Source organism: Francisella salimarina, from assembly GCF_007923265.1.
GTDB lineage: Bacteria > Pseudomonadota > Gammaproteobacteria > Francisellales > Francisellaceae > Francisella > Francisella salimarina.
In genome coordinates this window covers 105,705-132,223 of record NZ_VOJA01000003.1, presented here as the reverse complement: position 1 = coordinate 132,223, position 26,519 = coordinate 105,705, and the positions used below count along the sequence as shown (strand labels likewise).

Genomic DNA, 26,519 nt, shown 5'->3' with positions numbered 1-26,519 from the left:
ATGATTCTAATTGCAAATGATGAAGGTCGTGGTGGCGTACCTGAAGCTTTCAAACGACTTAAAAATAAAGAAAATGGTCTCAGATCTATAATTGAAGGTATTAAACTTGTAGAGAATGATACTACTATCAAAACTGTAGGTAGAGGCTCTTGGCCTGATATTTTGGGCAATGTAACTCTAGATGCTTCTGTAATGGATGGTGATGATCTGCGTACAGGCTCTATCGGTGCTCTAAAAGGTTATGCTAATGCTGTCGAGGTTGCTTATGAAGTTATGCAAAGATTACATCATGAGATATTAGTTGCTGAAGGAGCAAATCGATTTGCTAATGAAATTAATGCTACTAAAATCGATAACTTATTACCAGAAATTAAAAAAGTTTGGTTAGAACATTTAGATAAACACTTAACTACTGAGCAGAAAGCCAACTTCCCAGATATCCCTCTTATTGAATTGAGTAAGTTTGCAGTTGATCCTGAAAAAATATTTGATACTACAGTCTATCTATCAAAAGACTATAATAACACTATCTCATCTGCCACAAGCACTTCTGGTTGGGGTTGGCGTTACCCTGGTAGGTTAGGTGATAGCCCGATTATTGGAGCCGGATCGTATGCTGACTCTAGATATGGTGCTTGTGCATGTACACATACTGGTGAGATGGCTATTCGTTGTGGTACTGCAAGATCTGTAGTTTTATATATAAAAATGGGGATGTCTGTAAAAGATGCTGTGCTTGAGACAGCTAAAGATTTACGCCATCTTAAAACTGGATATTTAGATGAGCTAACAATTCATGCTATTGATAGTCAAGACAATCACTATGTGGCAAGCTTTAAAGGTAGTGAACCTGTCTTCTACTGGATTTGGACTGATGGTATGAATGAACCTGTTAAAAAACAGGCTGAATTAATATCGTAGTTATTTACTTTTCTTAATACATCTACTTAAATAGATATATTCAAATAAAATGCTCTAGTAAATGACAAAATTACTTTTATCAGTTTTTACTATATTAATATCGCTTAGTATTTCATTCTCAGCAGAAAGAGATTATATGGGGGTATCGAAGGATCAAGTTAAAAACTCTATTCAAACAATGCAAATTTATGATGCTTCATTGATATACCCATATCCAACATGGTTTAGCACGGGTCTAGTCGGCGATGTATATAGAAGTCAGAAAGGGATTAGCTTTTTATATGAGCAAATACCTACGGGACAGAGTTTTGATGATTGGAAAGAAATATATACCATATCAGGATTATATGACAAAGAAAATAAGCTTAGTGTATCTCAATATGCTAACTATGTTCTATCTGGGTTTGTAAAGTCATGTGGTAAAAATGTTAAAATGCTAAATACTGCAAAGACAGAATCTTCAAGTATGTCAATTTTGCTATGTGGATCCTTATCAAATAAAAATATAAAAGCCTATAATAACAATCCTGGTGAGATAGCTATTTTTAAATTTATTAAATTCAAAAGCACTATAATACAAATTGGACAAGAATGGAAAACCAAATCATTTGATGCTGCTAGTATTAATCAAGCAGATTTTTTAGAAAATACCTATAAATACGTCAATAGTAAAGAGGCATTTTCAACTGCGTTCAAAGAAATTCATAAAAATGTTAGTGTTACTCAAGCTATTTCAAAACCATATTAACTTTAAGAACCTATAACTCTATACCCAAACCAATCTGGTTTTAGATCATACTTATCATCACTTATAGTTAAATGAATATACTTATCATCTATAGAGCTAAGCTCTAAACAATCATCAATTTCCATAAGATTATCTTTGTGCTGATGTAGAGAGTTTTTTAGTAGACTTTGCTTTGCTTTTTCTTTTGCTTCTGTTTTATCTGCAGCAACAAATAAAGCAAACTCATGTAGCTCATTTAGCTTAGATTCATCATAGCCACCAAGATTGACAAAATATAACTTTTTATTAAAGTTTTGAGGTCTATCTTGGATAGATATTTGATAACCATCTGCGCCTTTGAGAGCTTTATAACTATCCAAATGCAATCCTTTGACCGTGCCAAACCAGTTTTGTCTAAGCTGTTCGTAAGTAGCTTCAATATTATCACCAATCACAAACTGTACATCATGTAACTCTATATTTGCTTTGGGTGCGCTGCCACCGAGGTAAACTATAAATAATTGGCTCATAAAAGTCTCATAAAATTAGTTTTGCTACAGACGATTATACCAATTTTAAAATAAATTAAAGACAATAAACTGTGATTAATCGAGAGTAGCACATTAGCGAATAGCAGTTTCAAAAAATAAATGTTTAGAAAATAAAACTGTTTGAGTCAATTTTCAAATTGGCGAGTTTTTTATTTTCTATTTATTTTAAGCTACGATAGCGTAGTGCTAGGCAGTTTTGCATACTTTTTCTGCCATGCAAAAAGTATGTCGTTATGGCTTACACAGTAAGCAACGAAACCAATATAAACTTTCATAAAATATTTTTAAAATTTTTAAGCTATAATTACACTAAACAAGACACCTCCTACAATTCTTATGACAACCCTAGAAATCTGTATAGATAACTATCAATCAATACTCAATGCCCAAAAAGCTGGCGTTGATAGATTAGAACTATGCTCCGCTCTTGGAGTAGAAGGACTTACACCCTCGCCTAGTTTAGTCAAATTTGCCAAAGAGAATTTCATAGGTTCATTACAGGCTATGGTTCGCCATCGTGCTGGTGATTTTTATTACGATAAGATAGACCAGCAAATTATGCTCGATGATCTAAAAACAATGCTTGAACTAAATATAGATGGAATTGTAATTGGTGCTTTAACCAAAGAAAATAAAGTTGATAAAGAATTTCTGAAACCATTTATTGAACTTACAAAAAAAGCTGGCAAAGAACTAACCTTTCATAGAGCAATTGATTTAACAACAGATATATACACAGCTACTCAAGAAATTATTGAACTAGGTTTTGATAGAATTTTAACATCTGGAGCTAAACCAAATGTAATAGAAGGTTTAGAAATTATAAGAACTCTACAAGAAAAGTTTGGCAGCCAAATTCAAATAATGCCTGGTGGTGGAATTAACTCAAATAATTTAAAAGAAATACTCGAAACTACAAAAGTAACAAATATCCACTGCTCTGCTTCTAAAAAAATTTTACGAGATACTAAATGTACTGCTTTTCCATCGTCTGCTTTAGAAATTAAAGTTAGTCAAGTTGATGAGATGACTGCAATAAAATCAAAACTTAACAATTAAATTTAAACTATATTCTAAGCACTTTGAGTAGCCATTGATAATCTATATTTAAGCATAAATATCATTAACACTCCTAATATAGAAACTATCATACCTGCAATTACACTACTTGAGTATGAAAAACCATAAGCGATTGGTAGACCTCCAGCAAAAGCACCTATTGCATTAGCAATGTTAAATCCTGCGATACTTAGCGTAGAGCCTAACATTTCAGACCCTTTAAAAACTTCTATCACTAAGGTTTGAACAGCCGGAACTAGAGCAAATGCAAAGAATCCTAATCCAAAACTTATAACTATTGCAAAAATTTTAAAATTAGCTGTTAGATACATCAATAATAACGCTAATACAAGACCAACTAAAGTAACAACTGTAGCATTTATTGCTCCAGCTTTATCAGTTAATTTACCACCATATAGGTTCCCAAAAAACATTCCTAAACCAGCTAAGAATAATATATACGGAATAGTTGTATTTGAAAGCTCTGTTACATTTATCATTAATGGAGATATATAACTATACCATGCAAACAATCCAGCAAAACCTAAAGAAACTACTCCTAAAGCTAGCCAGCTATTAGATTTTAATAATATATGCTTATCTGATGTACTGGTAGAGTCCTTAGATTTTTCTAGCTCTAGATTTGGAATAAACAACAACACTGTAACAACTGTCATAATACCTATCAAAGCAACTATCACAAATGCTATTTGCCATCCTACCATCAGTGCTAAAGATGTTGTCAAAGGAATACCCAGAAGATTAGCTACAGTTAATCCAGCAAACATCAAAGCTATAGCTTGTGATTCTTTACCTGGGTCAGCTATACGCATAGCAGCTACAGAACCAACGCCAAAAAAGGCACCATGAGGTAAACCCGATAAAAATCTTGAAACCATTAGGAACTCATAATTTGTCGCAAATATTGATAAACCATTAAATAATGCCAGCATAATACTTATCACTATAAGTAACTTTTTAGGGCTATATCTTGATGAGAAAAATATTAATAATGGTGCTCCAACTACAACTCCTAATGCATATATACTTATCAAGTGTCCTGCCTCTGGAATACTCACATTAAAATACCCTGCTACCTGAGGAAGTATTCCCATCATGATAAATTCTGTCATCCCTATCGCAAGACCACCTAACATTAGTGGAATTAAACCTTTTTTCATAATCTTATCCTTATAAATTTAAATCTTTATTACTTGCCACTAATTATACTTTTAACTTTTTAAATGATAATATACAAAAATATCAAATAACTTTTTAGAAAATCTAAAAGATGAAAATGTTATATGAGCTCAAATTATTCGTAGCTGCTATTAACTACGGTAACTTATCTGCTGCTGGACGAGAGTTTTATTTATCTCCCGCTAGTATTAGCAATAAAATCAATGCCCTTGAAGAGTATTACCAAACTAAACTTCTAATAAGAACCACAAGGAAAATAGAACCTACTAAAGCAGGAGAAAAGCTATACATTACTGCTATTAAGTTGCTAGAACAATTAGAAAACTTACAAGAAGATATTCAAAATAATGAGAATACTGCGGAAGGCATTATTAAGATAACGATTCCTTTTGACTTAGGTAAACAGATAATCCTACCAATTTTAGATGAGTTCAAAGAAAAAAATCCCAACATCCAATACGATATAAATCTAACTGATGATGTAATTTCCTACAATCAATTTCCTTTTGATATAGCAATTAGATATGGCAATCTACCAGATAGTAACTTTATTGCAAAAAAGCTCGTCGATAACTATAGAATGTTATGTGCCAGCCCCGAGTATCTACAAAAGATGAATATATCTAACATCAATGATATAAATATGTTAGATAACTATGATTTCATAACACTAAAAATAAACTCTAACACAATCAAAAAACTGTACCTAATTGATCAAGAGAATAATAAATATGAAGTTAACATAAAACCATCTTACATAGTTAATAATGGTTATATAAGCAGACAAATGTGTATTAATGGAAATGGGATAAGTGAAAAATCATATTGGGATGTTAAGCAAGATTTAGAATCAGGAACATTGGTACAGGTTCTACCAAAATATAGAGTAACACTCAACAAAAATGATAAACCTGAAAACATGATAAGTATAGTACATCCTTCGAAGCAGTTTCAGCCATATAGAATAAGAATGCTGAACGAATTTATAGTAAATAGTTTTTCAAAACTCAAAAGTTAGAAACATTACTTAAACTTAGATATAATTCTCCCTAATTAAATTGGTTAACTAGAAGTATGATAAAAAATATATTCTTTGACTTAGATGGCACTCTTGTAAATACAGTTGGTGATCTAACAGTTGCAACAAATGCCATGCGTAAACATTTTGGACTTGAGCCGGTATCTGAAGATGTCTTAGCAAATATAATTGGTAAAGGTTACCCTACTACTGTTAGAAAAATTCTAGCATTAGATTTCAATGATAATGATCATATTGAATCTATCGCTGATACAGGTATTAAAATTGTCAGTCAAACATACAAAACTCTAAATAGTGCTAATAGTAAAGTATATCCCAATGTCATTGAAACTTTAGATTTCTTAAAGCAACAAGGTATAAAAATGGCTGTTGTAACAAACAAACATGAAGAGGATGCTATACAATCTCTAACCCATTTAGATTTAATTGACTATTTTGAAGTAATTATTGGTGGAGATACTACAACGAGCTACAAACCATACGCTGAACCCTTACTGTTTGCTATGGATAAGCTAAATGCTAAAGCCGAAGAGAGTTTGATGGTTGGCGACTCTATGAATGATTTTTTGTGTGCTAGAGAGGCAAATGTAAAAACTATAATGGTAAGTTACGGTTATCATAATGGTGTAGATCTAGAAGCTCTAGATAGCTTTGCATATATTGATAATTTCGCTGAGATTAAAAACATTGTCAAAGAAATAAATCCACATCAGCAATTAGTAGTTTCAAAATAAACCTCTTAAGAAGGTTATTTCAAAATTTCACTTGAACAAGCACTATGCTATAATTTCGCCATAATCGTATTTTGAAGAACTTTTTAAAAATGGCAAATCATCATAAATTAATAATCCTAGGATCTGGTCCTGCTGGATATACTGCAGCGATCTATGCGGCTCGTGCAAACTTAAACCCTGTAATAATCACAGGTATGCAACCCGGTGGACAACTTACAACTACTACAGATGTAGATAACTGGCCAGGTGAAGCTGATGGTATCATGGGCCCTGAGCTTATGGAAAAACTACAGAAACAAGCTGAGAGATTCGATACACAAATCACATATGACACAATTAACTCTGTAGATCTACAAACTAGACCTTTAAAATTAGTTGGAGAGATTGAAGAGTATACTTGTGATGCTCTAATTATAGCTACTGGTGCTACTGCTAGATACTTAGGTTTAGAATCAGAAGAAAAGTTCATGGGTAAAGGTGTATCTGCTTGTGCTACTTGTGATGGCTTTTTTTACAAAAACAAAGATGTCGCTGTAGTTGGTGGTGGTAACACTGCTGTTGAAGAAGCATTATTCTTATCAAATATTGCAAAATCTGTAACACTAATTCATCGTAGAGATTCTCTTAGATCTGAGAAAATCCTTATCGATAAACTAATGGAAAAAGCAGAAAATGGTAATGTAAATATTATCTGGGATACGACACTAGAAGAAGTTCTTGGTGATGATATGGGTGTGAATGCTCTACGCCTTAAAAATGTCAAAACTAACGAAGAATCTAAAATTGATGTTATGGGGGTATTTATTGCTATCGGTCATACTCCAAACACAGGTATCTTCAAAGATCAGCTTGAAATGGAAAATGGTTATATCAAGGTAAAATCAGGTTTAGCTGGTGATGCTACTCAAACCAATATACAAGGTGTATACGCAGCTGGTGATGTAGCTGATCATGTTTACAAACAAGCAGTAACTTCTGCAGGTACTGGTTGTATGGCTGCGCTAGATGCTGAGAAGTATTTGGATGGATTGGATTCATAAAAAAATGACAAAAAAGTACATCAGCGACAAGTAGTTTCAAAACAAAAAAGTTTGAACTATAATTTTCTACTATAATGATTAGACAAGTCGCGACTGATTTCTACAAAAGTTTAGAATTATCGTCCCCTCAAAAAGAATTTATCTAACTCCGCAAAATTAAGCTTTACCCAAGTTGGTCTGCCATGATTACATTGACCGGAATTTTCAACATTCTCCATCTGTCTTAGTAGATGATTCATCTCCTGAATACTAAGCTTATCATTAGCACGAACCGCAGCATGACAAGATACTGTAGCCAAAATATGGTTTAGATAAAACTCAACACTCTTTGTCTTGCCAGAGGATGTAAGCTCTGTAGCTACATTTGATATTAGATTTTGTACATCTTTATCTTTAACATATATTGGCGTTGAACGTACTAATACTGCATCATCTGCTACTACTGATATTTCAAAGCCTAGCTTCTCAAAAACTTCTAGATTCTCATCAATCGTTGCGACTATATTACTTGATAATCTACATGTTAAAGGCATTAATAGATTTTGCTTAAACTTAGCAGTATCTGCATGCCAAGTTTTTTTCATCTCTTCATAGAGTATTCTCTCATGAGCAGCATGCATATCCACAAGTACTACACCATCATCTACTTGAGAGAGTATGTATATACCATGAATCTGACAGATAGCTTGTCCTAAACCACTAGCTTTTGACTTTTGTGATATATGAATGTCATTTTCTTGAGTAGTTTGATTATTTAAATATTTTTCAAGTAAGCTAGTATTTGATTCGGATTCCTCTTGCTCATCTTCCACACTAATATCCAAACTCATATTACCAATATTAAGAGGATTATTAGTACCTTTAGATTCTTGATATATATTGCTTTCACTAGAGCTGGAAGTCTCAATTTCGATATCTGCACTTGTAGTTATAGCTTTATTGACTGTACCAAATAGAAAGTCATAGATGAACTTTTGATTTCTAAAACGCACTTCACTTTTAGCTGGGTGAACATTTACATCCACCTCTTTATAATCCATATCAAGATAAAGTAAAAATGCTGGATATCTATTACCATACATTACATCTTTATAAGCATTTTTGATCGCATGAGTTACAATCTTGTCTTTGATAATACGTCCATTTATATAGAAGCTCTGCATATCTGCTCTAGCTCTATTGAATCTAGGACTAGCCACCCAGCCCCATAGATGAGCATCTCCAACCTCTTTATCTATATAAATAGCATTTTCAATAAAATCACGACTATACAAATCTAAGACACGATTGTATTTAAGTTGCGCATCTTCTGCTAAAAGTAGATCTTTGACCTCTTTACCATTATGAATAAGTCTAAAGGCTATACCAAAATAGCAAAGCATATATTTCTTAAGTAAATCAGAAATATGTAAAAACTCAGTATTATCTTTTTTCAAAAATTTGCGTCGTGCTGGAGTATTATAAAAGAGTTCACTAACCTCAATAGTTGTTCCTGTTACATGAGCAGCTGGTATGATTTCTTTAGTTTGATTATTAATTTGCCAAGCATCATCTTGATTATAATGTTTAGATATAATCTTTAGCTTAGATACAGATGCAATACTCGCTAAAGCCTCACCACGAAAACCCATACTAGCCACAGATTCTAACTCTTCGAGAGTATAGACTTTACTTGTTGCATGAGGTACTAGTGCTAGTCGCAAATCATCACGAGTAATCCCTTTACCATTGTCTCTAATTCTGATTAATGACTTACCACCCTCTTGAACTTCTATGGTGATAGCGGTTGCTCCAGCATCTATAGAGTTCTCAATAAGTTCTTTGACTACAGACGAGGGTCTTTCTATAACTTCTCCAGCCGCTATTTGATTAGCTAAGCTTTCAGATAAAACCTTTATTTGACGATAATTCTGCTGAAAATGCATAAATAATAACTATTACAAAGGATCTTTTACGAAATCTCTTGTTGAACACTCCTTCCATAGTTTCTGATCAACTATATTTCCAGACTTATCTTGATATGGGTAGATATTTTCTTTGGTCAAACCACATTCCCATTTTATCTTGTTTGCTTGTGACTTAGGTATCCTTTGCCAATACTCATCTTTACCCAAATAGCCCCAAAAAGCTCTAACATATACTTTGTCTCCATCTTCTATGGTTTGAGCTTTGACGTGATAATACTTACCATCATGTGGATTTAGTACCGAACCCTCCGTATAAACTGGTCCTTTACCATGCGGTTTATCGGCAGAACCTGATTTTTTAATATCCCATACAAACTCTAGCCCTTGATATGTATCACTCCCACTAGAGTAATCATATTTATGCCCATAAGCATCTCCCTTGCCACAATTTTTACAATAAATCATAGGTGGATGAACCTTACCACCATCTACATTTGCTAACGGCACAAACATTTTAGCATTTAAACTACCATGGTCATTAGTATAAGCATGAATCACTCCCACATTTGTGTTAGTTGCTTCATCCTTTTGTAACCAGTAGCCATTTGCATTTGTTTTATCAAATCTAGCATAGCCTGACATAACAATGGAAAGACCAAAAATTAGAAACGTAATTTTTTTAATCATTCTAGAAATTTATTATGACTTTTAAGATAAAGTATAAAGAAAATTTGCAATTATACAAACTAATTAGACAGGACTTTTAACACCAAATTGCTCAACAGGGTAGTTAGTACAAGTAGCAGTAACTTTCTCATCTTTATTTACATATTGTCCATCAGCGGTTACACCACAATCTGCTTTAACCTTTTCGTAATCGGCTTTTGTGATTCTCTGCCAATGAGCAGCTTTACTACCCAATTCTTTGCCCCAGACAACATAAGCAGCTTTTGCATACATTGTTCTGCCAGCATCTTGAACTTGAACTTCTGAAACATATACATTTCCATCACTAGGATTTATAACACCTCCTCTGCTATACATAGAACCTTTAACAGGTAGCTGGCTTGTACCTTTTTGCTCTTTCATATTAGCTGCAAATACAAAACCCTGTAAAGGTGCATTTTGCCCTTTGTAGTGAAAACCATTATAAGAACCATTTGAACAGTTATTACAAGTAGCTTTCGGTTGAGCGGGTTTACCTACAAAGTTAATAGACATTAAAGGAACAACAATCTCTGCTTGTAGAGTTCCTTTTTTACCGTAATCATCATTCTTAGCAAAGTAAGTATGAATAATCCCTTCAGGCATACCACGACCAGCATCTGGATTTTCATCAAATTGCACCCAGTATCCTTCTGGTGAAAGCTTTTTATTATTAGCATAACAACTTGTGAAAAAAATCACTAAAACTATAAATATAATTTTTCGTAACACTATATATTTAAATTTGAAAAATTATTTTAGAAGAGAGTATAAAGAAGATTTGTAATTATACAAACTAATTAGACAGGACTTTTAACACCAAATTGCTCAACAGGATAGTTAGTACAAGTAGCAGTAACTTTCTCATCTTTATTTACATATTGTCCATCAGCGGTTACACCACAATCTGCTTTAACCTTTTCGTAATCGGCTTTTGTGATTCTCTGCCAATGAGCAGCTTTACTACCCAATTCTTTGCCCCAAACAACATAAGCAGCTTTTGCATACATCGTTCTACCAGCATCTTGAACTTGTGCTTCAGATGCGTAAACTTTACCATCATTTGGATTTATTACACCACCATCTTTATATACATCACTACTTTGACCAGCAACACCTGTACCCGGTTGTGGCTGCATATTACCTGCAAATACAATTCCTTGAAGCGGAGTATTTTTACCTTTGTAATTAAAACCATTATATGAGCCATTTGAGCAATTATTACATGTTGCTCTTGGCTTAGTTGGTTTACCAGATGCATCGACATACATTAGAGGAACTACTATCTCCATTTGAAGAGTTCCTTTCTTTCCATAATCATTATTCTTTGCAAAGTATGTATGTACTATACCCTGAGGCATACCACGACCAGCATCTGGATCTTCATCAAATTGCACCCAGTATCCTTCTGGTGATAGATTAACTCCACCTGCATCATCTGCATAAGAAAAACTCGTCGCACCAAATGTTGCCAAAGCCATCAATGCCAAAAATTTAGTTTTCTTCATTACTTCTCCTTTAATTCTTCTTTAAGATTAAATATGAATTTTCTTTCTTAATCTCTCGATACTAGCAAAGATAATATTTTTATTCAAATATATACAAGACATTATTCGCATTTTCATAAATAATGCTTATAATTAACTTTAATAAAAAGATAATTCATAATATATCTTTGCAAGGAAAAATCATAACGAACTTTGGTGGCAATATTTCTGTCAAACTTACAAGTGGCGAGAAAGTTTCAGCACTATTACGAAGCCACTTAAAGGGCGAACTTACTGTTGGCGATAATGTAGAACTTGAATATACAAATTCCACTTATGTAATTGCTAAATTATTAGACAGAAAGAATTTAATCGCTCGTCCCAACCAATATCAGCGCAAAAATAAGAATATCGCTGCAAATATTGATAGTGCTGTAATAATTATTGCACATTCTCCGGCACCAGTTGAGCATTATATTGATAGATATCTAGCAGCATTACATAATAGTAATATTGAACCTATAATTGTTATCAATAAAATCGATGATCAAAAAGAGAAAGATAAGAAATATATTCAAGACTTAGCAAATGTTTACCAAGAAATCGGCTATAAAGTATTCTATACCTCTGCACAAAACAATATAGGGATTGACAAATTGCTTGAAGAACTTAAAGACAAAACATCAATATTCTTAGGTCAATCAGGTGTTGGCAAATCTGAAACATTAAATACAATATTAGGTGCTAAAATCACTGCAACAACTGCTGTATCGGATTCCACCAAAAAAGGGCGTCATACAACTACATGCTCTACTTTGTACGAGATAGATGATACTACTAGCATAATTGACTCTCCTGGCATTAGAGAATTTGGACTTTGGCATATTACAAAAGAAGAACTTTTTGATGGTTTCTTAGATTTCAAAAAATATAAAGGGATGTGCCAATTCAGAAATTGCTCACATGAAGAGGGATCTAAAGGTTGTGAAATAGTCGAGCAAGTTAAACAAGGTCATATCAACCCCGTTAGGTTTAAGAATTATCATCGAATATTAGCAGAGATCAAATCATAACTATAATAATCAAGATCTTAAAATATATTTAAAATCATGTATCTACAGGTATTTTAATGAATTCAAAAAAAGATGACTATAAATATATAATATTTCTAATATTGTCATTATTAATAGGTTTATTGACTAATATTGTAAATTTAATTGGTGCTTTAATTCTATTATTATTTTTAGCATTTTCTATAGTTGTGAATAAATATAATCACATTCTATTTAAAATCATATTAGCTTTATTTGCATATCTGTTGATGCTACATATACTTCCAGGATTTAACAATCTGAATTTATATAAAAATATACTAGTCTCGTCCGATGCTATACCATACTCAATGACTTTAAAGTTTGACTCTCTATTTGTAGGATTATCAATAATTACTGTGGCGATACCAACTCTAGTACAAGAGTTAAAATACAAGATTATGAAATCTATATTATTCGGTATTTTTTATGGTTTATTAGCTATTCTTATAATTGGAGGTATAGCATTTAACTTCAATTTTGTTAAATGGGATATTAAATTTAATAATTTGATTATCATATTTATAATTCAAAATTTATTTTTTACTTGTTTTTATGAAGAAGTTTTCTGGCGAGGATTATTACAAAAGAACATATTTAACAATTATTTAAATAAATATTTATCTATACTCATAATAGCTATTTTATTCGCAACAGCACACTTGTTTTTTGCAAACTATAAATTTGCAATTCTTGCTTTTTTTGCAAGTTTTATCTATGGATTATCATATAATTCTACAAATAATCTACTATCAAGTATTACAACTCACTATTTAGTCAATATAACTCAGATAATACTTGTTACCTACCCTATACTTGCTAGTAGTTTAGCGTAGGTATGTATATTAATTATTTTGAGTGGGCTTATAGTACTTAGGTGTAAATTCTATACCATATTTAACATTCATCCACATTCTACTAATAAAGCTCTGCATTTCTGCATCATGAATGTTAAGAACATACATCTTTTTGATCATCTCATCAGTAGGCCTGATATTAGTGTCACTAAATATATCATCTAAATATTTTTCATTTTGCGTAACTGCATTAGGCTGATATAAATAATTACTGTTTTGAGCTGCTACATACGGATCTATAATATAATTCATAAGAGCATAAGCTTTATCAAGATCCTTGGCTCCTTTTGGAATCATAAGCATATCAAACCAAATATTAGTACCTTCTTTAGGTATCACATAAGCTAAAGTCACATCAGGATTAATAGTTTTCGCTCTTTCGACAGATCTAACTACATCGCCAGAGTACCCCATCACTAAACATAAGTTACCTGCTGTAAAATCATTTTGATATTTGTTACTATCAAAATACTTAATATATGGACGTATGTTCTTGATAATATCCAAAGCTGCCTTCTCATATTCAGCTTTACTATTAGTATTAGGATCAATACCATGATAGTAGAAATAATTACCAAAAATCTGCTCAGGCTCATCAAGCAATGAGACTCCACATGGTGCTATTTGTTTGAGATACTTTTTATCAAATACATATTTCCAACTATTAGGAACAATACCCTTACCTAATCTTTGTTCTATTTCTTGTTTGTTATAAGCTAACCCAGTAGTTCCATAGCTATAAACTACAGCATAATTATTCCCTGGATCATTAATTTGAGAAACCTTATTATAAATTACTTTATTACGATAATCTAAGTTTGGTAATTTTGACTTATCAAGTTTAATAAGTGCTTTAGATGCTATTTCACTATTTAGATAAAGTGCACCTTGCTCAATCAAATCAAAACCTGAAGAGCCTGTCATTATCTTTGCCCTAGTCATATTATCATCAGATGTATATATGTACTTAACTCTGGTATTAGATAAATCAGAAAAGCAAGGTACTATATCAGGAGATATATAATCAGCCCAGTTTGTAAAATTCAACTGAGTTCTTGACTCTGTTGATATAATTGGATTTTTAAGAATTTTATTATCACAAACATACGAATTTTCTTCAGAATAAGCCACATTAAGTAGGCTAACTAGCAGGCCTAAAACAAAAACTTTTTGTTTCATAAAACTAACACACGCTCTAGTTGTTATAAAATTCCTTTAAGTATATACTAAACCGTGGTATCGGAGAAATAGAAAAGTAGAATAATGGAACAAATTGTTAGTAGTAAAAAGTTTGGTCTAATCAGACTAATAATGATAAATATTATTGCTGTTGATAGCTTAAGAAACATATCAATTACCGCTCAAGCTGGCTGGATAGTTATTACTTTTTATATACTAGCAGGTATTTTCTTTTTAGTTCCATGCGCCCTACTTACTGCTGAAATGTCTACAGGATCCTCTCAAGAAACTGGTGGTATTTATATCTGGGTCAAAAAAGCTTTTGGTAAAAGATTGGGCTTCCTAGTGATATGGATACAGTGGGTTTATAACTTAGTTTGGTTTCCATCTATTTGTGGCTTTTTCGCTGGTATTATCGCTTATGTAATAGCTCCAACTATAGGTCAAAATGCCAACGAACTAGTAGCTAACCCTTGGTATATGATCTCTATGAGTTTGGTGATGTTTTGGAGTGCTACAGCTATCAACTTATTTGGTATCAAAACTTCAAGCACAGTTAGTACTCTTGGTGCTATTATAGGTACACTCCTACCTATGTTTATTATTATACTAATAGCTATTATTTGGTCATTTTCTCACAGCTCTGAAATAGTATTACCTAGTGTTACTGATTTTATCCCTTCAGGTAATAACATAAGTAGCTGGGCTTTATTTATCACAGTGATGTTTAGTTTATTCGGTCTAGAAATGAGCGCAATCCACGCTGCTAATGTCAAAAATGCCAAAAAGAACTTCCCTAGAGCCCTACTAATTTCAGGTTCTGTAATATTAGGTTCTTTGATTTTGTCAAATATTGCAGTGATTTTAGTTAGTAGTCAGCTACAGATTGGTGATGTTGATATTGTTACAGGATTGATGGTTTCATTTCACTACTTCTTCAACCAAATCAATATGCCTTGGATGACATATATTATTGCTATTACATTAATATTTGGTGCATTTACTACAACCTCAGCTTGGATTATGGGATTATCTAGAGCATTTATGGTTGTCAGTAATGACAATATCCTACCTCAGATGTTTGGTAGAACTAACAAAAATGATGCTCCTGATACTATGCTAATTACTCAAGCACTCATTTTCACAGTATTTTGCTTCTCGTATATATTTATGCCATCAGTAAATGAAGCATATTGGTACCTAAGTGACTTAACTGCTCAGCTAGCTGTTATTGCATATATACTCATGTTTATTACAGCTGTGAAGCTTAAACTCAGCTCTCCTCTTCAAGAAGGTCAGTATGAAATATGTAAAGGCTCTCTAGGTACTATACTAATGGCTCTTTTAGGGTGTATTGGATGTGTTGTTGCAATTATAGTTGGATTCATACCTATAGATAGCATGGCAATGTCCGTTTTTAGTTTTGATATGATGCTTATTAGTGGAATTGTAATAACATTAATTATCCCAGCTGTTATAACTATTAAGAAATAATATTTTAAATTCTTTCCATTAATACCTTTATATATTCAATTTTTTTCAAAACTGATACAATATTATCAATTTAATAATAGCTTAATTAACAATGCTCTTACGAACTATAAAAAACTGGTATGGTAACAGATATCAAAACAATGAACCAATAGTGTTTTTTGGTTTAATGTTATTTTTCTATCTAGTTTTAACTTTCTTGGGTGACTATATAGCACCAATATTGGCTGCTCTAGTTATTGCTTACTTACTTGACACTCTTGTAAATATTCTACATAAAATTACAAAAATTAAGAGAATCATTCTAGTATATTTTGTATATGTACTATTCCTAATTTTACTTTTGTCATTGATATTTGTATTGCTACCGATTATCGTTAATCAGTTGATTGACTTTATTAAACAAGCGTCTCACACCCTATCAAGTTTGAAAGAAAGTCTAGAGCAGCTCTCTCTCAAATACCCTACAATTCTTACAGATGAAAGAATTAACTCTATTGTAAGTTGGTTTGACAGCATTGATTGGAAGAAAATCAGCTCCAGCATTGGCTCATTTATATTAGAGAATACAGCTACAACACTACCTGTTATTTTCTCTATATTAATATATCTTTTCTTAGTACCACTTATGGTTTTTTACTTCCTAAAAGACAAAGAAAAAATGATTAACTGGTTCAAATCATTCTTACCGGAGCAAGATGGAGCCCTATATTTTGTATGGAATGATTTAAAACCTAAGCTTGCTGACTATGTTAGGGGCAAAGCTATTGAGTTAATTATTGTTTCGATTGTAACATATATTGGTTTTGCGTATTTTAACTTGAACTATGCATTACTATTAGCAGTAGGTGTTGGCCTATCTGTTATTATTCCATATATTGGAATGATCATTATCACAATCCCTGTTGTTATGGTTGGTATCCTTCAATTTGGACTAAATGGTACATTTGTATCAATGCTGATTGTATTTTTTATTATTCAAGCTTTAGATGGTAATTTACTGGTTCCCCTTCTATTTTCAGAAGTTTTAGATATACATCCAGTTGGAGTTGTATCATCTATTCTTATATTTGGGGGTATTTGGGGTTTATGGGGTATATTCTTTGCAATACCTCTAGGCTTACTATTTATATCAGGTGTAAATATGTGTCGAAACCACCTCAGTGGTAAAAAAAATCTTTCTAATATAAATTTATGCTAATAAAACAAAAACAAACTAACCAAAAAGTTTTAGATACTTTGATATCAAAAGGTTACGATACATTCTTATCAAAAATAATCTCTTCTAGAGTAAATAATTTTGAGAATATTGATCTTATATTGAAAGGATCAATCAAAGATCTATCGTCCCCCTTTCTCTTCAAAGATATCGATAAAGCCGTAGATAGACTTTTTCAAGCATTACAAAATAATGAAGTCATTGGACTAGAAACAGATCATGACTGTGATGGACAAACATCTCATGCAATTTTATATGAAGCACTGACAAAGATATTTAATTACCCTAAAGATAAGATTCGTTCATATATAGGTCACAGAATGCAGGAAGGATATGGTCTGTCTGAGTCTTTGATGAATAGAATATTAACAGATAGTATTAGACCAAATCTTATTATAACGGCTGACAATGGTTCAACAGATGAACCTAGGATTGCAGCTCTTAAACAAAATGGAATAGATACTATCGTAACTGATCACCATGGTATTCCTCCTGAGGGAGCTCCTAAAAGTGCTATCGCCGTACTAAATCCTACTCAACATGATTGTAATTATCCAGACAAAGCTATAGCTGGCTGTATGGTTGCTTGGCTTTTTATGGCAGCTCTTCGTAGAAAATATCTGCAAAATGCTAAATCATTATCTAAGTCTTACGGATTAAGTAATTTACTTGACTTTGTTGCAATTGGTACAGTTGCAGACTGTGTTAGCATGGCAAATAGTCACAATAACCGCATTGTTACAAAACTAGGTATAGAGCAACTTAAGAATAATGATCGTCTATGCTGGGACTTCTTAGATAAAGAGAAGCTATCAAGTGAGTATATTAGCTTTAGTATTGCCCCTTTGCTAAATAGTGATGGAAGAGTTTCTGATGCATTAGGATCTATTAGCTTCTTACTTGAAAATGATGAACGCAAAATTGAAGAAACATACGAAAATCTAACTAAGCAAAATAACCAACGTAAAGAAATTCAAAAAAAGCTCACTCATGAAGCGATAACTAAAGCACATCAACTGAACGACGACAATTTCTCCTTGTGTATATTACTTGATGATGGTCATTCTGGAATTCACGGTATAACCGCAAGTAGAGTCAAAGAAATGTTTGGCAAACCTGTGATTATTTTTTCTGAAACACAAAATGATCCTAACTTAATATCAGGTTCTGCTAGGAGTGTAGATAGTATTAACATTAAAATGATACTTGATACTATAGCACTTAAATCACCTACTTTGATGATAAAGTATGGTGGTCATAAAGGAGCTGCTGGCTTAACAATTAATAAACCTGATTTCGATACTTTTTATGATTTATTTGAAAGTGAAATTATCAATTTCGTTAAAAACAATAATATATCTTTAGAGCCTATTTTAGAGTATGATTTTGAGCTTGACGAAAATGATTTCAGACTACAAACTCTAGAAAAGATAGAATCTCTTGAACCATTTGGTAGAGAATTTGAAAAACCTCTATTTTACAATAGCTTCACTATAGAAAATCTACGTTTAGTTGGTAAAGATAAAAACCATGCTCAACTAGTTTTACGCTATAAAAACATTCCTTCAATCAAAGCAATATGGTTTAATGCTTCAGACAATAAAATAACTAAACATATAGCTATTGGCGATACTATAAGAGCCTGTTATGAGCTCCAAAAAGAAGAGTTTCTCGGACAGACAAACTTATCTCTCAATATTAAACTTATCAAAAAATGAAAAATCATAAATATATTAAGACAACTCTCAGTAAAGCTATTGATGATATATATGTTGAACATTTCACTACAATAGGCTCAACTAATGACTATTTACTAGAAAGAGAGCTATCACATAAATATCATTTTTGCTATGCAGATCAACAGACTAAAGGACGTGGACGTCGTGGTGATAAATGGATCTCTGATAACAGTGATAATATTTATTCAACACTAGCATTTAGCTGTAACTTTAGCATCGTAAAAGACTCTTTTATAAGTCTTAAAATAGCACTGGGAGTTTTAGAAACTATCAAGAAATATATTCCAGCTGATCAACAAGAAAAACTAAAAATAAAATTACCAAATGATATGTATTTTGAAGATCATAAATTAGCAGGAATACTTATTGAAACTAAAAATATTAAAAAAGATAGTTTTGATATTGTTATTGGTACCGGTATAAATGTAAATATGAAGAATATTAACGAAGATATTGATAGGCAATGGACATCACTGTCTATAATTAATAACCATGAGATAGACTCGTCAAAAGTTATAGTTGATTTAGTAAAATATGTTATTAATAATTTTGAGAAATCTTACTTAGATATTCTTGAGACTTTTTCAGAATATGATTACACTCTAAACAAAAAGATTACCTTTAACTATTCAGATAAGAGTCTTCAAGGGACCGCAAAAGGCGTTACTGATAATCTAATGCTAAGAATTTTAGATAAAAATAACAATCTTCATGAATTTGATCTAGCAAATATCAGCAAAATAAGAGTTATACCATGAGCCTAGAGAATATTAAAAAACGTGCGAAATATTTAGAAAAAATTCGTACTTATTTCAAAAACCTAGAAGTACTCGAAGTGGATACACCCTTAGCATATGAGTTTGGTGTAACGGACCCTTTTATAGATGTTTTTAGTATTGAGACAGTTTCTGGTAAAAGATACCTCCAAAGTTCTCCAGAGTATGCAATGAAAAGACTATTGGCTGCAGGTAGTGGTAGTATATACCAAATTTGTAAAGCATTTCGTGATGAGCCTTGTGGACAACTCCATAAGCATGAATTTACAATGATAGAATGGTATCGAACAGGTATAGATTATCTACAGCTAATGCAAGAAATGCAAAATTTATTCTTAGAGCTTAAACCAAGTTTAAACTTTGTATATTTAAGTTATCATGAAGCATTTGAAAAATATTATAATATTAATCCCCACGATATTTCTCTAGAGCATTTACAGGATATGGTCAAAGAAACAGTTGGAGATATTCAAGGACTATCAAATCCAACCATTGCAGATTGTTTAGATATACTTTTTAGTTATAAAATTGAAAAAAATCTTAACCAAAAAGATACTATTTATTTTATTTATGATTATACAATTCATCAATCCGCACTAGCTAGAAAAGTATATAATCCAAACAATCAATTAGTAGCTGCTAGGTTTGAAGTATTCAATAATGGTATTGAGCTAGCAAATGGATACTATGAACTTATTGATAAAGATGAACAACTGAAACGATTTAATAATGATTTAAAGATAAGAAAGCAACAAGATAAAGCCACTTTAGATATAGATCACAAACTTCTAAACTGTATAGAAAATATACCAGAATGCTCAGGAGTAGCATTAGGTTTTGATAGACTCATTATGAGTTTAGAAAATATTGATAAGATACAAAATTTGACTATTTTAAACTAAAACAATCGCTAATTAATACTTAAGATTGCTACTGCGACTTATTCAAAGTAATTGGATTAATTGCAAATTCAACATTTAAATTATTCAGCTCTTTTGCAATACTCAAAAATATCTCATCCTGAACTGTTATGAAGTCAACAAAAAATACTTTACTTACCATCGCATAGACCTGCAAATTCACGCCATTAGCTCCAAAACTCCCTTCTAATTTACCAGAGATATTACTTCCACTTGAAGCTAATGATACTGATACTGTTTTATTCTGATCAATATTAGGATGAGATTTAAGCACCGCAAGAATTTTTTCTTTAACAACTGGTATTTTATCGATATATCTATAATCAATAGTTATAAATTGTACTATACGTCTGTGAGTACGACGCGAAGTTGTTGTTATACAAGTATTCAAAAACACTGAATTTGGAATATGCATTGGCGCTGTTTCATAATTATCAACCTGTGTTGTAAGAGTGCCAATTTTTTTAATAGTTCCACTAAACTTTATCGATGAATTAATATCAGATGAAATCACATCCCCCTCAGAATACTTACGATTAAATACAACAAATAAACCACCAAAAAAATTCGTTATCAAAGTACTTTGAGAAAAAGTCAGTCCGGCAAAAGCAACTCCACTAAAGGCTCCCAAAGCTGTTAAAGGAACATTAAATGCTGCTAAAACCAATATAACAGAGATAGCCACTGCTCCTAATTCAAAAGCTTTATATATGGCATTAATATCTCTAAAATCACTATACGCATCTTTATTTTGTGCTTTTTTCTTTTCAATAGCTATACTTTTACTATTATACAAGAATTTGAATAAACTAATAATAATTGCCAAGTAGACGCAAAAATCAAAAATTTTGTCAGAATACAGAATTATAACTTCTTTATAATTTGGCAGATGGACTATTACGGGTAAGTCGACACAAGTCTTAATAAAATAAGCCCATATTATTAGATATAAAGTTAACTTAAATGATTTAACAAATGTAAATCTAATTGTATTTTTATACCTAATTACTAAGATACTACCAAGAACTGAAATAATTACACTAAGTACGAAGCATAAAATAAAATCTATAAATAGAATATAAGAAACTGAGTAGTTCTCCACTCTAAGTAATACATTATTTAAAACATTCATTATAAAGAAACTATAGTTAAATATTACTTAGTAGTATTATCAATACCATCATCAATAACAATATTATTCATATTAGCAGTTGCAGGTGGATGTGCCTTCATAGCTCTTTGATTAATAGTAGCATCAGGAGAATCATTCCCAGCCCTTGTTACTTCTGAAGAGCCACTATCCACTCCAATATTACTACTTGAGACATTTTGAGTAGCAGATATATCAGCGACAGGCTTATGCTCTACGGTCTGCTGTTGTTGATCAGGTTCATTTAAATCATAATTGATTGGCGTATAGATTATAGCTGATTTAGGACTCTCTTCTGATACTGATACATATACATCCTCTTTTAAGTGTTTAATCACTAAAATTATCACTACTACAGCTATTATAAGAATTGCAAATCTATTTATATAATCAAACAGTTTTAACTTACCATAACGTGACTTTTTATAGTGCAACACATCTATTTTATTAAGTATCGATACTATCTTCTTTTCAGAAATTTCTAAATATTCACAGTATCTTCTCACTTGATTTTTAAGTACACTACTAGAATTTTGTAATAATGAATCATTATCAGCTTCTTCGATTATCTCAATTGTTTGTACTGATAAGTTTATAGCATCTGCAATTGTCTCTCTTTGAAGCTCTTTTGCTTCTCTTGTAGACTTTAGAAAAGTTTGAAAACTATGCATAATTTACAAATATGATATTATTTTAAATATTGATAAAAGTATATAAGAAAAAATTTAAAATTTAAATGAAGATATAGGTGAAAGAATAGATTTACTTAGGTTGTTTTTTCTTTTCTAACATTTTTTCCAAGAAATGAATGTTAGTTCCACCCTTAATAAATTCCTCATGATTAAGAATTTCTTGATGAAGAGGTATATTAGTTTTGATTCCGTTAATTACCATTTCTTCAAGCGCAGCACGCATTTTTTGTAGTGCAGTCTCTCTATCATGTCCACGAACAATTACTTTTGCAATCATCGAATCATAATTTGGTGGTACTGTATAACCAGAGTATATATGGGAGTCAACACGAACTCTTGGACCAGCAGGAGCATGATACATATCTATAGTACCTGGAGAAGGAATCATTTTCTCAGGATCTTCCGCATTAATTCTACATTCAATAGCATGTCCAACTATAGCAATATCTTCTTGCTTCCAGCTTAAGTTACTTCCACCTGCAACTTTAATTTGCTCTTTGATAAGATCTGTAGAAGTAATTGATTCTGTAACTGGATGCTCCACCTGAATCCTTGTATTCATTTCAATGAAATAGAACTCTCCATTCTCATATAAGAACTCAAAAGTACCGGCTCCACGATATTTAAGTATTTTACAAGCATTAACACATTGTTCACCAATACGCTTTCTTTGCTCATCAGTCAAACCAATTGCAGGAGCTTCTTCTATGACTTTTTGGTGTCTTCTTTGAGTAGAGCAGTCCCTCTCAAATAGATACACTGCTTCTCCTCTACCATCACCAAATACCTGAATTTCAATATGACGAGGGTTTTCTAAGAACTTCTCCATGTATACCATATCATTATTAAAAGCAATTCTAGCCTCACTTTTTGTTAGAGAGATAGAACTAATTAAATCTTCTTTCTTTCTAACAATACTCATACCACGGCCACCGCCGCCGCCAGCTGCTTTGATAATAACTGGATAACCAATTTGCTCAGCAATCTCTAAATTTTTCTTTTCATCACTACCAAGTGGGCCACCAGATCCAGGAACACAAGGAACACCAGCTTTTTTCATCCACTTAATAGCTTCAACTTTGTCACCCATCACTTCGATACTTTCTGCACGTGGCCCTATAAAGATAAAACCACTCTCTTCAACAGCTTTTGCAAACTTTGCATTTTCTGATAAGAAACCATATCCTGGATGAATAGCATCGGCATTAGTTATTTCTGCAGCTGTGATGATTGCTTGAATATTAAGATAGCTAAGGTTAGGTGCAGCTGGACCTATACAGACTGCTTCATCAGCCAACTTAACATGCATAAGATTAGCATCAGCAGTTGAATAAACAGCCACTGTTTTAATCCCCAACTCTCTACATGCTCTTAATATTCTAAGAGCTATCTCACCTCTATTGGCAATTAATACTTTTTTAATCATTTTGTATTACCTTTAAAAGTTTATACTAGATTTATGAAGTCTTTACTTAAATTACTGATTGTTTATTATTCAATAATAAATAAAGGTTGATCGAATTGTACAGGATCACCATCTTTAGCGATAATTTTAACAATTTTGCCAGCTTTCTCAGCTTCAATCTTGTTCATAATTTTCATTGCTTCAATTATACAAAGAACATCGCCTTTTTTAACTTCTTGACCTTCTTTAACATAAGGTGCCGCATCAGGAGAAGACGCACTATAAAAAGTACCAACCATTGGAGATTTAACTTCTTCACCGTTAATTTCTTCTGCTTCTACTTGCTTAGGAGCTGAAGTTGCAGTAGTTGGAGCACTAGCTGCTACTGGTGCTGCTGAAGCAACACTACTTACAGCAGGAGCTGATGATACAACCGTAGCAGCAGTATTATTTTTTGTCATAAAGATGCTTGAGCCACCATCTTTAACTCTAATCTCTTTGATATCACTCGAGTTAAGAATCTCTGCTACTCTATCTATCGCTTTTAATAAATCCATGTTTCTACTCTCCTTTCATATTAATATAGTTAATTGCTTCTATTAGCGCTAATGTATATCCGTTTGGCCCAAACCCAAATATGCATCCATGAGCAATATCTGATAGAAGCGACTTAGTCCTAAACTCTTCTCTATTATATATATTCGACAAATGTATTTCAATAAAAGGCTTATCTATAGCCAAAAAAGCATCGCGTATTGCAATGCTTGTATGAGTATATGCAGCTGGGTTTATAATTATTATTTTAGATACTGATTGTTGAATTTTATCAACGATCTCTCCCTCATGATTACTCTGGAAAAAATCAACAGTTACATTATTATTTTGTGCTATTTTAAGTAACTCATTATTAATATCCTCAATAGTCTTATTACCATAAATATGAGGTTGTCTCTTACCTAATAGATTAAGGTTTGGACCGTTAATGAGTAAAATATCCATATTAAACATCCTTATAGCTTTTCAAAGCTTTAACACTATAGTGCTTATGCGTTTCTATACAATAACAACTTAGTCGACCACCAAAAACACAACCTGTATCCAAAGCTATAGCACCTTTATCTTTTGTTTCTCCTTTGATAGCTGCCCAATGACCAAAAACTATCTTATACTTATTTTCAAATTTCTTATGTTTGATCTTAAACCATGGTTTAAAACTTTGTGGGATTTGATCAATTGTTGAGCTGAACTTAAGATTTAATCTTCCATTTTTATCTACAGTTCTCATTCTAGTAAAGTAGTTAAGTATACACAACCATCTATCTATACCCTCTAACTCTTTATTCCACTTTTCCATTTCATTATTAAACAGATTAGCTAATAAAAGCCTTCTAGTCGTTATGTTTCTTAATACAAACTCTACTTCATTAGCTCTTTTAAGAGCTTTTTTAGGCGACCAAATATGTGGAATTCCTGCATGAACAACAAAAGTATCATTTACTTTGATTAGAAGGCTTTGATTACATAACCACTCTTGAATTTCTCTTAAGTTATTAGCTTTAATAATATCATCGAAAGTATTTTTACTACTTGACGGCAAGTAGTTATAGCTAATAGCCAGAAATAATATCTCATGATTACCTAATACAACTTGCGCTGACTCTCCTAAAGACATTATGAAATCAACTGTCTCAAGAGACTTAGGTCCTTTATTTAAAATATCTCCTGCAAAAATAAGTTTATCTTTATTTTTATTAAACTTTATATCTTGCAACAACAATTGCAACTCATCGTAACAGCCTTGTACGTCACCAATAACATATGTAGCCATTTATCTTACACCTTATTTCAAAAAGTTTGCTAAACTAACAAAATCCTCCACACTTAAATTTTCCGCTCTTAACTTTGTATTTACGGGCAAAGTACTAGGATCTACATTAAGTTCTTTTAATATACCTTTAAGATTATTATGCAGAGTTTTTCTGCGTTGCGCAAAGCTTTGTTTAACAATACTTTCAAAAAAGTGATAATCATTAATAATCAGTTTATCAGTTTTTGGTTTAAGACGTAAAATAGCCGAATCAACTTTAGGCTTAGGATAAAACACTTCAGGAGGAATTTTCATTATCATATTGCAATCAAAATGATACTGTAAAACCACTGATAGCCTCCCATAAGACTTAGAGTTCGGTTGAGATATAATTCTCTCGACAACTTCTTTCTGAAGCATAAAATGAGCATCTATAATCTTGTCGCTTTGCTCAATCACTTTGAACAATATTGGTGATGAGATATTATAGGGCAAATTACCAAGAAGTTTTATTTTTTGCTGATGTTCAACTCTGAGGGTATCTAAGTTAAATTTCAAAAAATCTTCATTAAAAATTTTTGGCTTGCCATATTTTTGACAGTTTTGTAACAAAGTATCAATGACACTAGCATCAAACTCAACTACACTTACATGGTTAGAGTATGTGAGTATATAGCGAGTCAATGCTCCTAAACCAGGGCCTATTTCAAGCACCATATCATTTTTTTTAATATTCGCTAATTGAACTATCTTTCTTATTATATTTTCATCTTGCAGAAAATTTTGACCTAATGATTTTTTAGCTTTTGTTTTATATTGCATT

Annotated in this window: 27 protein-coding genes; 13 read left to right on the top strand and 14 right to left on the bottom strand. The window is 32.0% G+C overall.

Going from position 1 to position 26,519, the window contains the following annotated elements; translation table 11 throughout:
* Together FQ699_RS03000 and FQ699_RS02995 are read left to right on the top strand one after the other, a co-directional pair.
* Positions 1 to 921, top strand: a complete 921-nt coding sequence (locus FQ699_RS03000; RefSeq protein WP_146421072.1) for a glycosylasparaginase — start codon at positions 1 to 3, stop codon at positions 919 to 921.
* 61 nt (positions 922 to 982) lie between these two features.
* Positions 983 to 1,669, top strand: coding sequence for a hypothetical protein (locus FQ699_RS02995; RefSeq protein WP_146421071.1), 687 nt, complete (start codon positions 983 to 985; stop codon positions 1,667 to 1,669).
* A gap of 2 nt (positions 1,670 to 1,671) precedes the next feature.
* Here the strand turns inward: FQ699_RS02995 and FQ699_RS02990 are convergent, their stop codons facing one another.
* On the bottom strand, positions 1,672 to 2,178 hold the full coding sequence (locus FQ699_RS02990; protein ID WP_146421070.1) for a DUF1543 domain-containing protein: 507 nt from the start codon (positions 2,176 to 2,178) through the stop codon (positions 1,672 to 1,674).
* 357 nt (positions 2,179 to 2,535) lie between these two features.
* On the opposite strand from FQ699_RS02990, the gene FQ699_RS02985 reads away from it, so the two are divergent.
* Positions 2,536 to 3,258 (top strand): copper homeostasis protein CutC, encoded by a 723-nt coding sequence (locus FQ699_RS02985; protein WP_146421069.1) that lies wholly within the window; start codon positions 2,536 to 2,538, stop codon positions 3,256 to 3,258.
* Positions 3,259 to 3,272: 14 nt separating this feature from the next.
* Here the strand turns inward: FQ699_RS02985 and FQ699_RS02980 are convergent, their stop codons facing one another.
* Complete coding sequence (locus FQ699_RS02980; protein ID WP_146421068.1) at positions 3,273 to 4,439, bottom strand: MFS transporter; 1,167 nt, start codon at positions 4,437 to 4,439, stop codon at positions 3,273 to 3,275.
* Positions 4,440 to 4,549: 110 nt separating this feature from the next.
* On the opposite strand from FQ699_RS02980, the gene FQ699_RS02975 reads away from it, so the two are divergent.
* From FQ699_RS02975 to trxB, 3 genes are all read left to right on the top strand, one after another.
* Positions 4,550 to 5,476: a LysR family transcriptional regulator gene (locus FQ699_RS02975; RefSeq protein WP_146421067.1), complete on the top strand. Its 927-nt coding sequence runs from the start codon at positions 4,550 to 4,552 to the stop codon at positions 5,474 to 5,476.
* A gap of 56 nt (positions 5,477 to 5,532) precedes the next feature.
* Positions 5,533 to 6,231 (top strand): HAD-IA family hydrolase, encoded by a 699-nt coding sequence (locus FQ699_RS02970; protein ID WP_146421066.1) that lies wholly within the window; start codon positions 5,533 to 5,535, stop codon positions 6,229 to 6,231.
* Positions 6,232 to 6,320: 89 nt separating this feature from the next.
* On the top strand, positions 6,321 to 7,271 hold the full coding sequence (gene trxB, locus FQ699_RS02965; protein ID WP_146421065.1) for a thioredoxin-disulfide reductase: 951 nt from the start codon (positions 6,321 to 6,323) through the stop codon (positions 7,269 to 7,271).
* Between the two features lie 116 nt (positions 7,272 to 7,387).
* Here the strand turns inward: trxB and mutL are convergent, their stop codons facing one another.
* From mutL to FQ699_RS02945, 4 genes are all read right to left on the bottom strand, one after another.
* Positions 7,388 to 9,196, bottom strand: coding sequence for a DNA mismatch repair endonuclease MutL (gene mutL, locus FQ699_RS02960; protein ID WP_146421064.1), 1,809 nt, complete (start codon positions 9,194 to 9,196; stop codon positions 7,388 to 7,390).
* A 12-nt stretch (positions 9,197 to 9,208) separates the two neighbouring features.
* Entirely contained in the window at positions 9,209 to 9,820 is a 612-nt protein-coding gene (locus tag FQ699_RS02955; protein WP_306669289.1) for a DUF2147 domain-containing protein, read from the bottom strand.
* Between the two features lie 108 nt (positions 9,821 to 9,928).
* Positions 9,929 to 10,585: a DUF2147 domain-containing protein gene (locus FQ699_RS02950; RefSeq protein WP_306669288.1), complete on the bottom strand. Its 657-nt coding sequence runs from the start codon at positions 10,583 to 10,585 to the stop codon at positions 9,929 to 9,931.
* Positions 10,586 to 10,683: 98 nt separating this feature from the next.
* Positions 10,684 to 11,391, bottom strand: coding sequence for a DUF2147 domain-containing protein (locus FQ699_RS02945; RefSeq protein WP_146421062.1), 708 nt, complete (start codon positions 11,389 to 11,391; stop codon positions 10,684 to 10,686).
* Between the two features lie 167 nt (positions 11,392 to 11,558).
* Here FQ699_RS02945 and rsgA point away from each other — a divergent pair, with 167 nt between their 5' ends.
* On the top strand, positions 11,559 to 12,443 hold the full coding sequence (gene rsgA / locus FQ699_RS02940) for a ribosome small subunit-dependent GTPase A (RefSeq protein WP_146421472.1): 885 nt from the start codon (positions 11,559 to 11,561) through the stop codon (positions 12,441 to 12,443).
* A gap of 56 nt (positions 12,444 to 12,499) precedes the next feature.
* Positions 12,500 to 13,297 carry a CPBP family intramembrane glutamic endopeptidase gene (locus FQ699_RS02935; protein WP_146421061.1) on the top strand — a complete coding sequence of 266 codons (798 nt, stop codon included), beginning with the start codon at positions 12,500 to 12,502 and terminating at the stop codon, positions 13,295 to 13,297.
* Between the two features lie 9 nt (positions 13,298 to 13,306).
* Here FQ699_RS02935 and FQ699_RS02930 read toward each other — a convergent pair whose 3' ends face one another.
* Positions 13,307 to 14,497 carry a polyamine ABC transporter substrate-binding protein gene (locus FQ699_RS02930; protein ID WP_146421060.1) on the bottom strand — a complete coding sequence of 397 codons (1,191 nt, stop codon included), beginning with the start codon at positions 14,495 to 14,497 and terminating at the stop codon, positions 13,307 to 13,309.
* 84 nt (positions 14,498 to 14,581) lie between these two features.
* Here FQ699_RS02930 and gadC point away from each other — a divergent pair, with 84 nt between their 5' ends.
* From gadC to epmA, 5 genes are all read left to right on the top strand, one after another.
* Positions 14,582 to 15,991, top strand: a complete 1,410-nt coding sequence (gadC, locus tag FQ699_RS02925; RefSeq protein WP_146421059.1) for a glutamate transporter GadC — start codon at positions 14,582 to 14,584, stop codon at positions 15,989 to 15,991.
* 91 nt (positions 15,992 to 16,082) lie between these two features.
* A complete protein-coding gene (locus tag FQ699_RS02920) occupies positions 16,083 to 17,189 on the top strand; it encodes an AI-2E family transporter (RefSeq protein ID WP_146421058.1) in 1,107 nt (368 codons plus the stop codon).
* Complete coding sequence (recJ, locus tag FQ699_RS02915) at positions 17,183 to 18,925, top strand: single-stranded-DNA-specific exonuclease RecJ (RefSeq protein ID WP_146421057.1); 1,743 nt, start codon at positions 17,183 to 17,185, stop codon at positions 18,923 to 18,925. Before FQ699_RS02920 ends, recJ begins: the two co-directional genes overlap by 7 nt.
* Entirely contained in the window at positions 18,922 to 19,704 is a 783-nt protein-coding gene (locus FQ699_RS02910; RefSeq protein ID WP_146421056.1) for a biotin--[acetyl-CoA-carboxylase] ligase, read from the top strand. Before recJ ends, FQ699_RS02910 begins: the two co-directional genes overlap by 4 nt.
* Complete coding sequence (gene epmA, locus FQ699_RS02905; RefSeq protein ID WP_146421055.1) at positions 19,701 to 20,624, top strand: EF-P lysine aminoacylase EpmA; 924 nt, start codon at positions 19,701 to 19,703, stop codon at positions 20,622 to 20,624. The genes FQ699_RS02910 and epmA overlap by 4 nt, the downstream gene beginning before the upstream one ends.
* Positions 20,625 to 20,652: 28 nt before the next feature.
* Here the strand turns inward: epmA and FQ699_RS02900 are convergent, their stop codons facing one another.
* The 7 genes from FQ699_RS02900 to rsmA all read right to left on the bottom strand — a co-directional run bounded on the left by FQ699_RS02900 (position 20,653) and on the right by rsmA (position 26,518).
* On the bottom strand, positions 20,653 to 21,774 hold the full coding sequence (locus tag FQ699_RS02900) for a mechanosensitive ion channel family protein (RefSeq protein WP_146421054.1): 1,122 nt from the start codon (positions 21,772 to 21,774) through the stop codon (positions 20,653 to 20,655).
* A gap of 23 nt (positions 21,775 to 21,797) precedes the next feature.
* Positions 21,798 to 22,463, bottom strand: a complete 666-nt coding sequence (locus FQ699_RS02895; RefSeq protein WP_146421053.1) for a helix-turn-helix domain-containing protein — start codon at positions 22,461 to 22,463, stop codon at positions 21,798 to 21,800.
* Between the two features lie 91 nt (positions 22,464 to 22,554).
* A complete protein-coding gene (gene accC, locus FQ699_RS02890) occupies positions 22,555 to 23,910 on the bottom strand; it encodes an acetyl-CoA carboxylase biotin carboxylase subunit (RefSeq protein WP_146421052.1) in 1,356 nt (451 codons plus the stop codon).
* Positions 23,911 to 23,975: 65 nt separating this feature from the next.
* A complete protein-coding gene (accB, locus tag FQ699_RS02885; RefSeq protein ID WP_013923530.1) occupies positions 23,976 to 24,446 on the bottom strand; it encodes an acetyl-CoA carboxylase biotin carboxyl carrier protein in 471 nt (156 codons plus the stop codon).
* A gap of 4 nt (positions 24,447 to 24,450) precedes the next feature.
* Positions 24,451 to 24,888: a type II 3-dehydroquinate dehydratase gene (gene aroQ / locus FQ699_RS02880; protein WP_146421051.1), complete on the bottom strand. Its 438-nt coding sequence runs from the start codon at positions 24,886 to 24,888 to the stop codon at positions 24,451 to 24,453.
* Between the two features lies 1 nt (position 24,889).
* Positions 24,890 to 25,717 carry a symmetrical bis(5'-nucleosyl)-tetraphosphatase gene (locus tag FQ699_RS02875; protein ID WP_013923532.1) on the bottom strand — a complete coding sequence of 276 codons (828 nt, stop codon included), beginning with the start codon at positions 25,715 to 25,717 and terminating at the stop codon, positions 24,890 to 24,892.
* A gap of 12 nt (positions 25,718 to 25,729) precedes the next feature.
* Positions 25,730 to 26,518 (bottom strand): 16S rRNA (adenine(1518)-N(6)/adenine(1519)-N(6))-dimethyltransferase RsmA, encoded by a 789-nt coding sequence (rsmA, locus tag FQ699_RS02870; RefSeq protein WP_146421050.1) that lies wholly within the window; start codon positions 26,516 to 26,518, stop codon positions 25,730 to 25,732.
* Position 26,519: the final 1 nt, after the last annotated feature.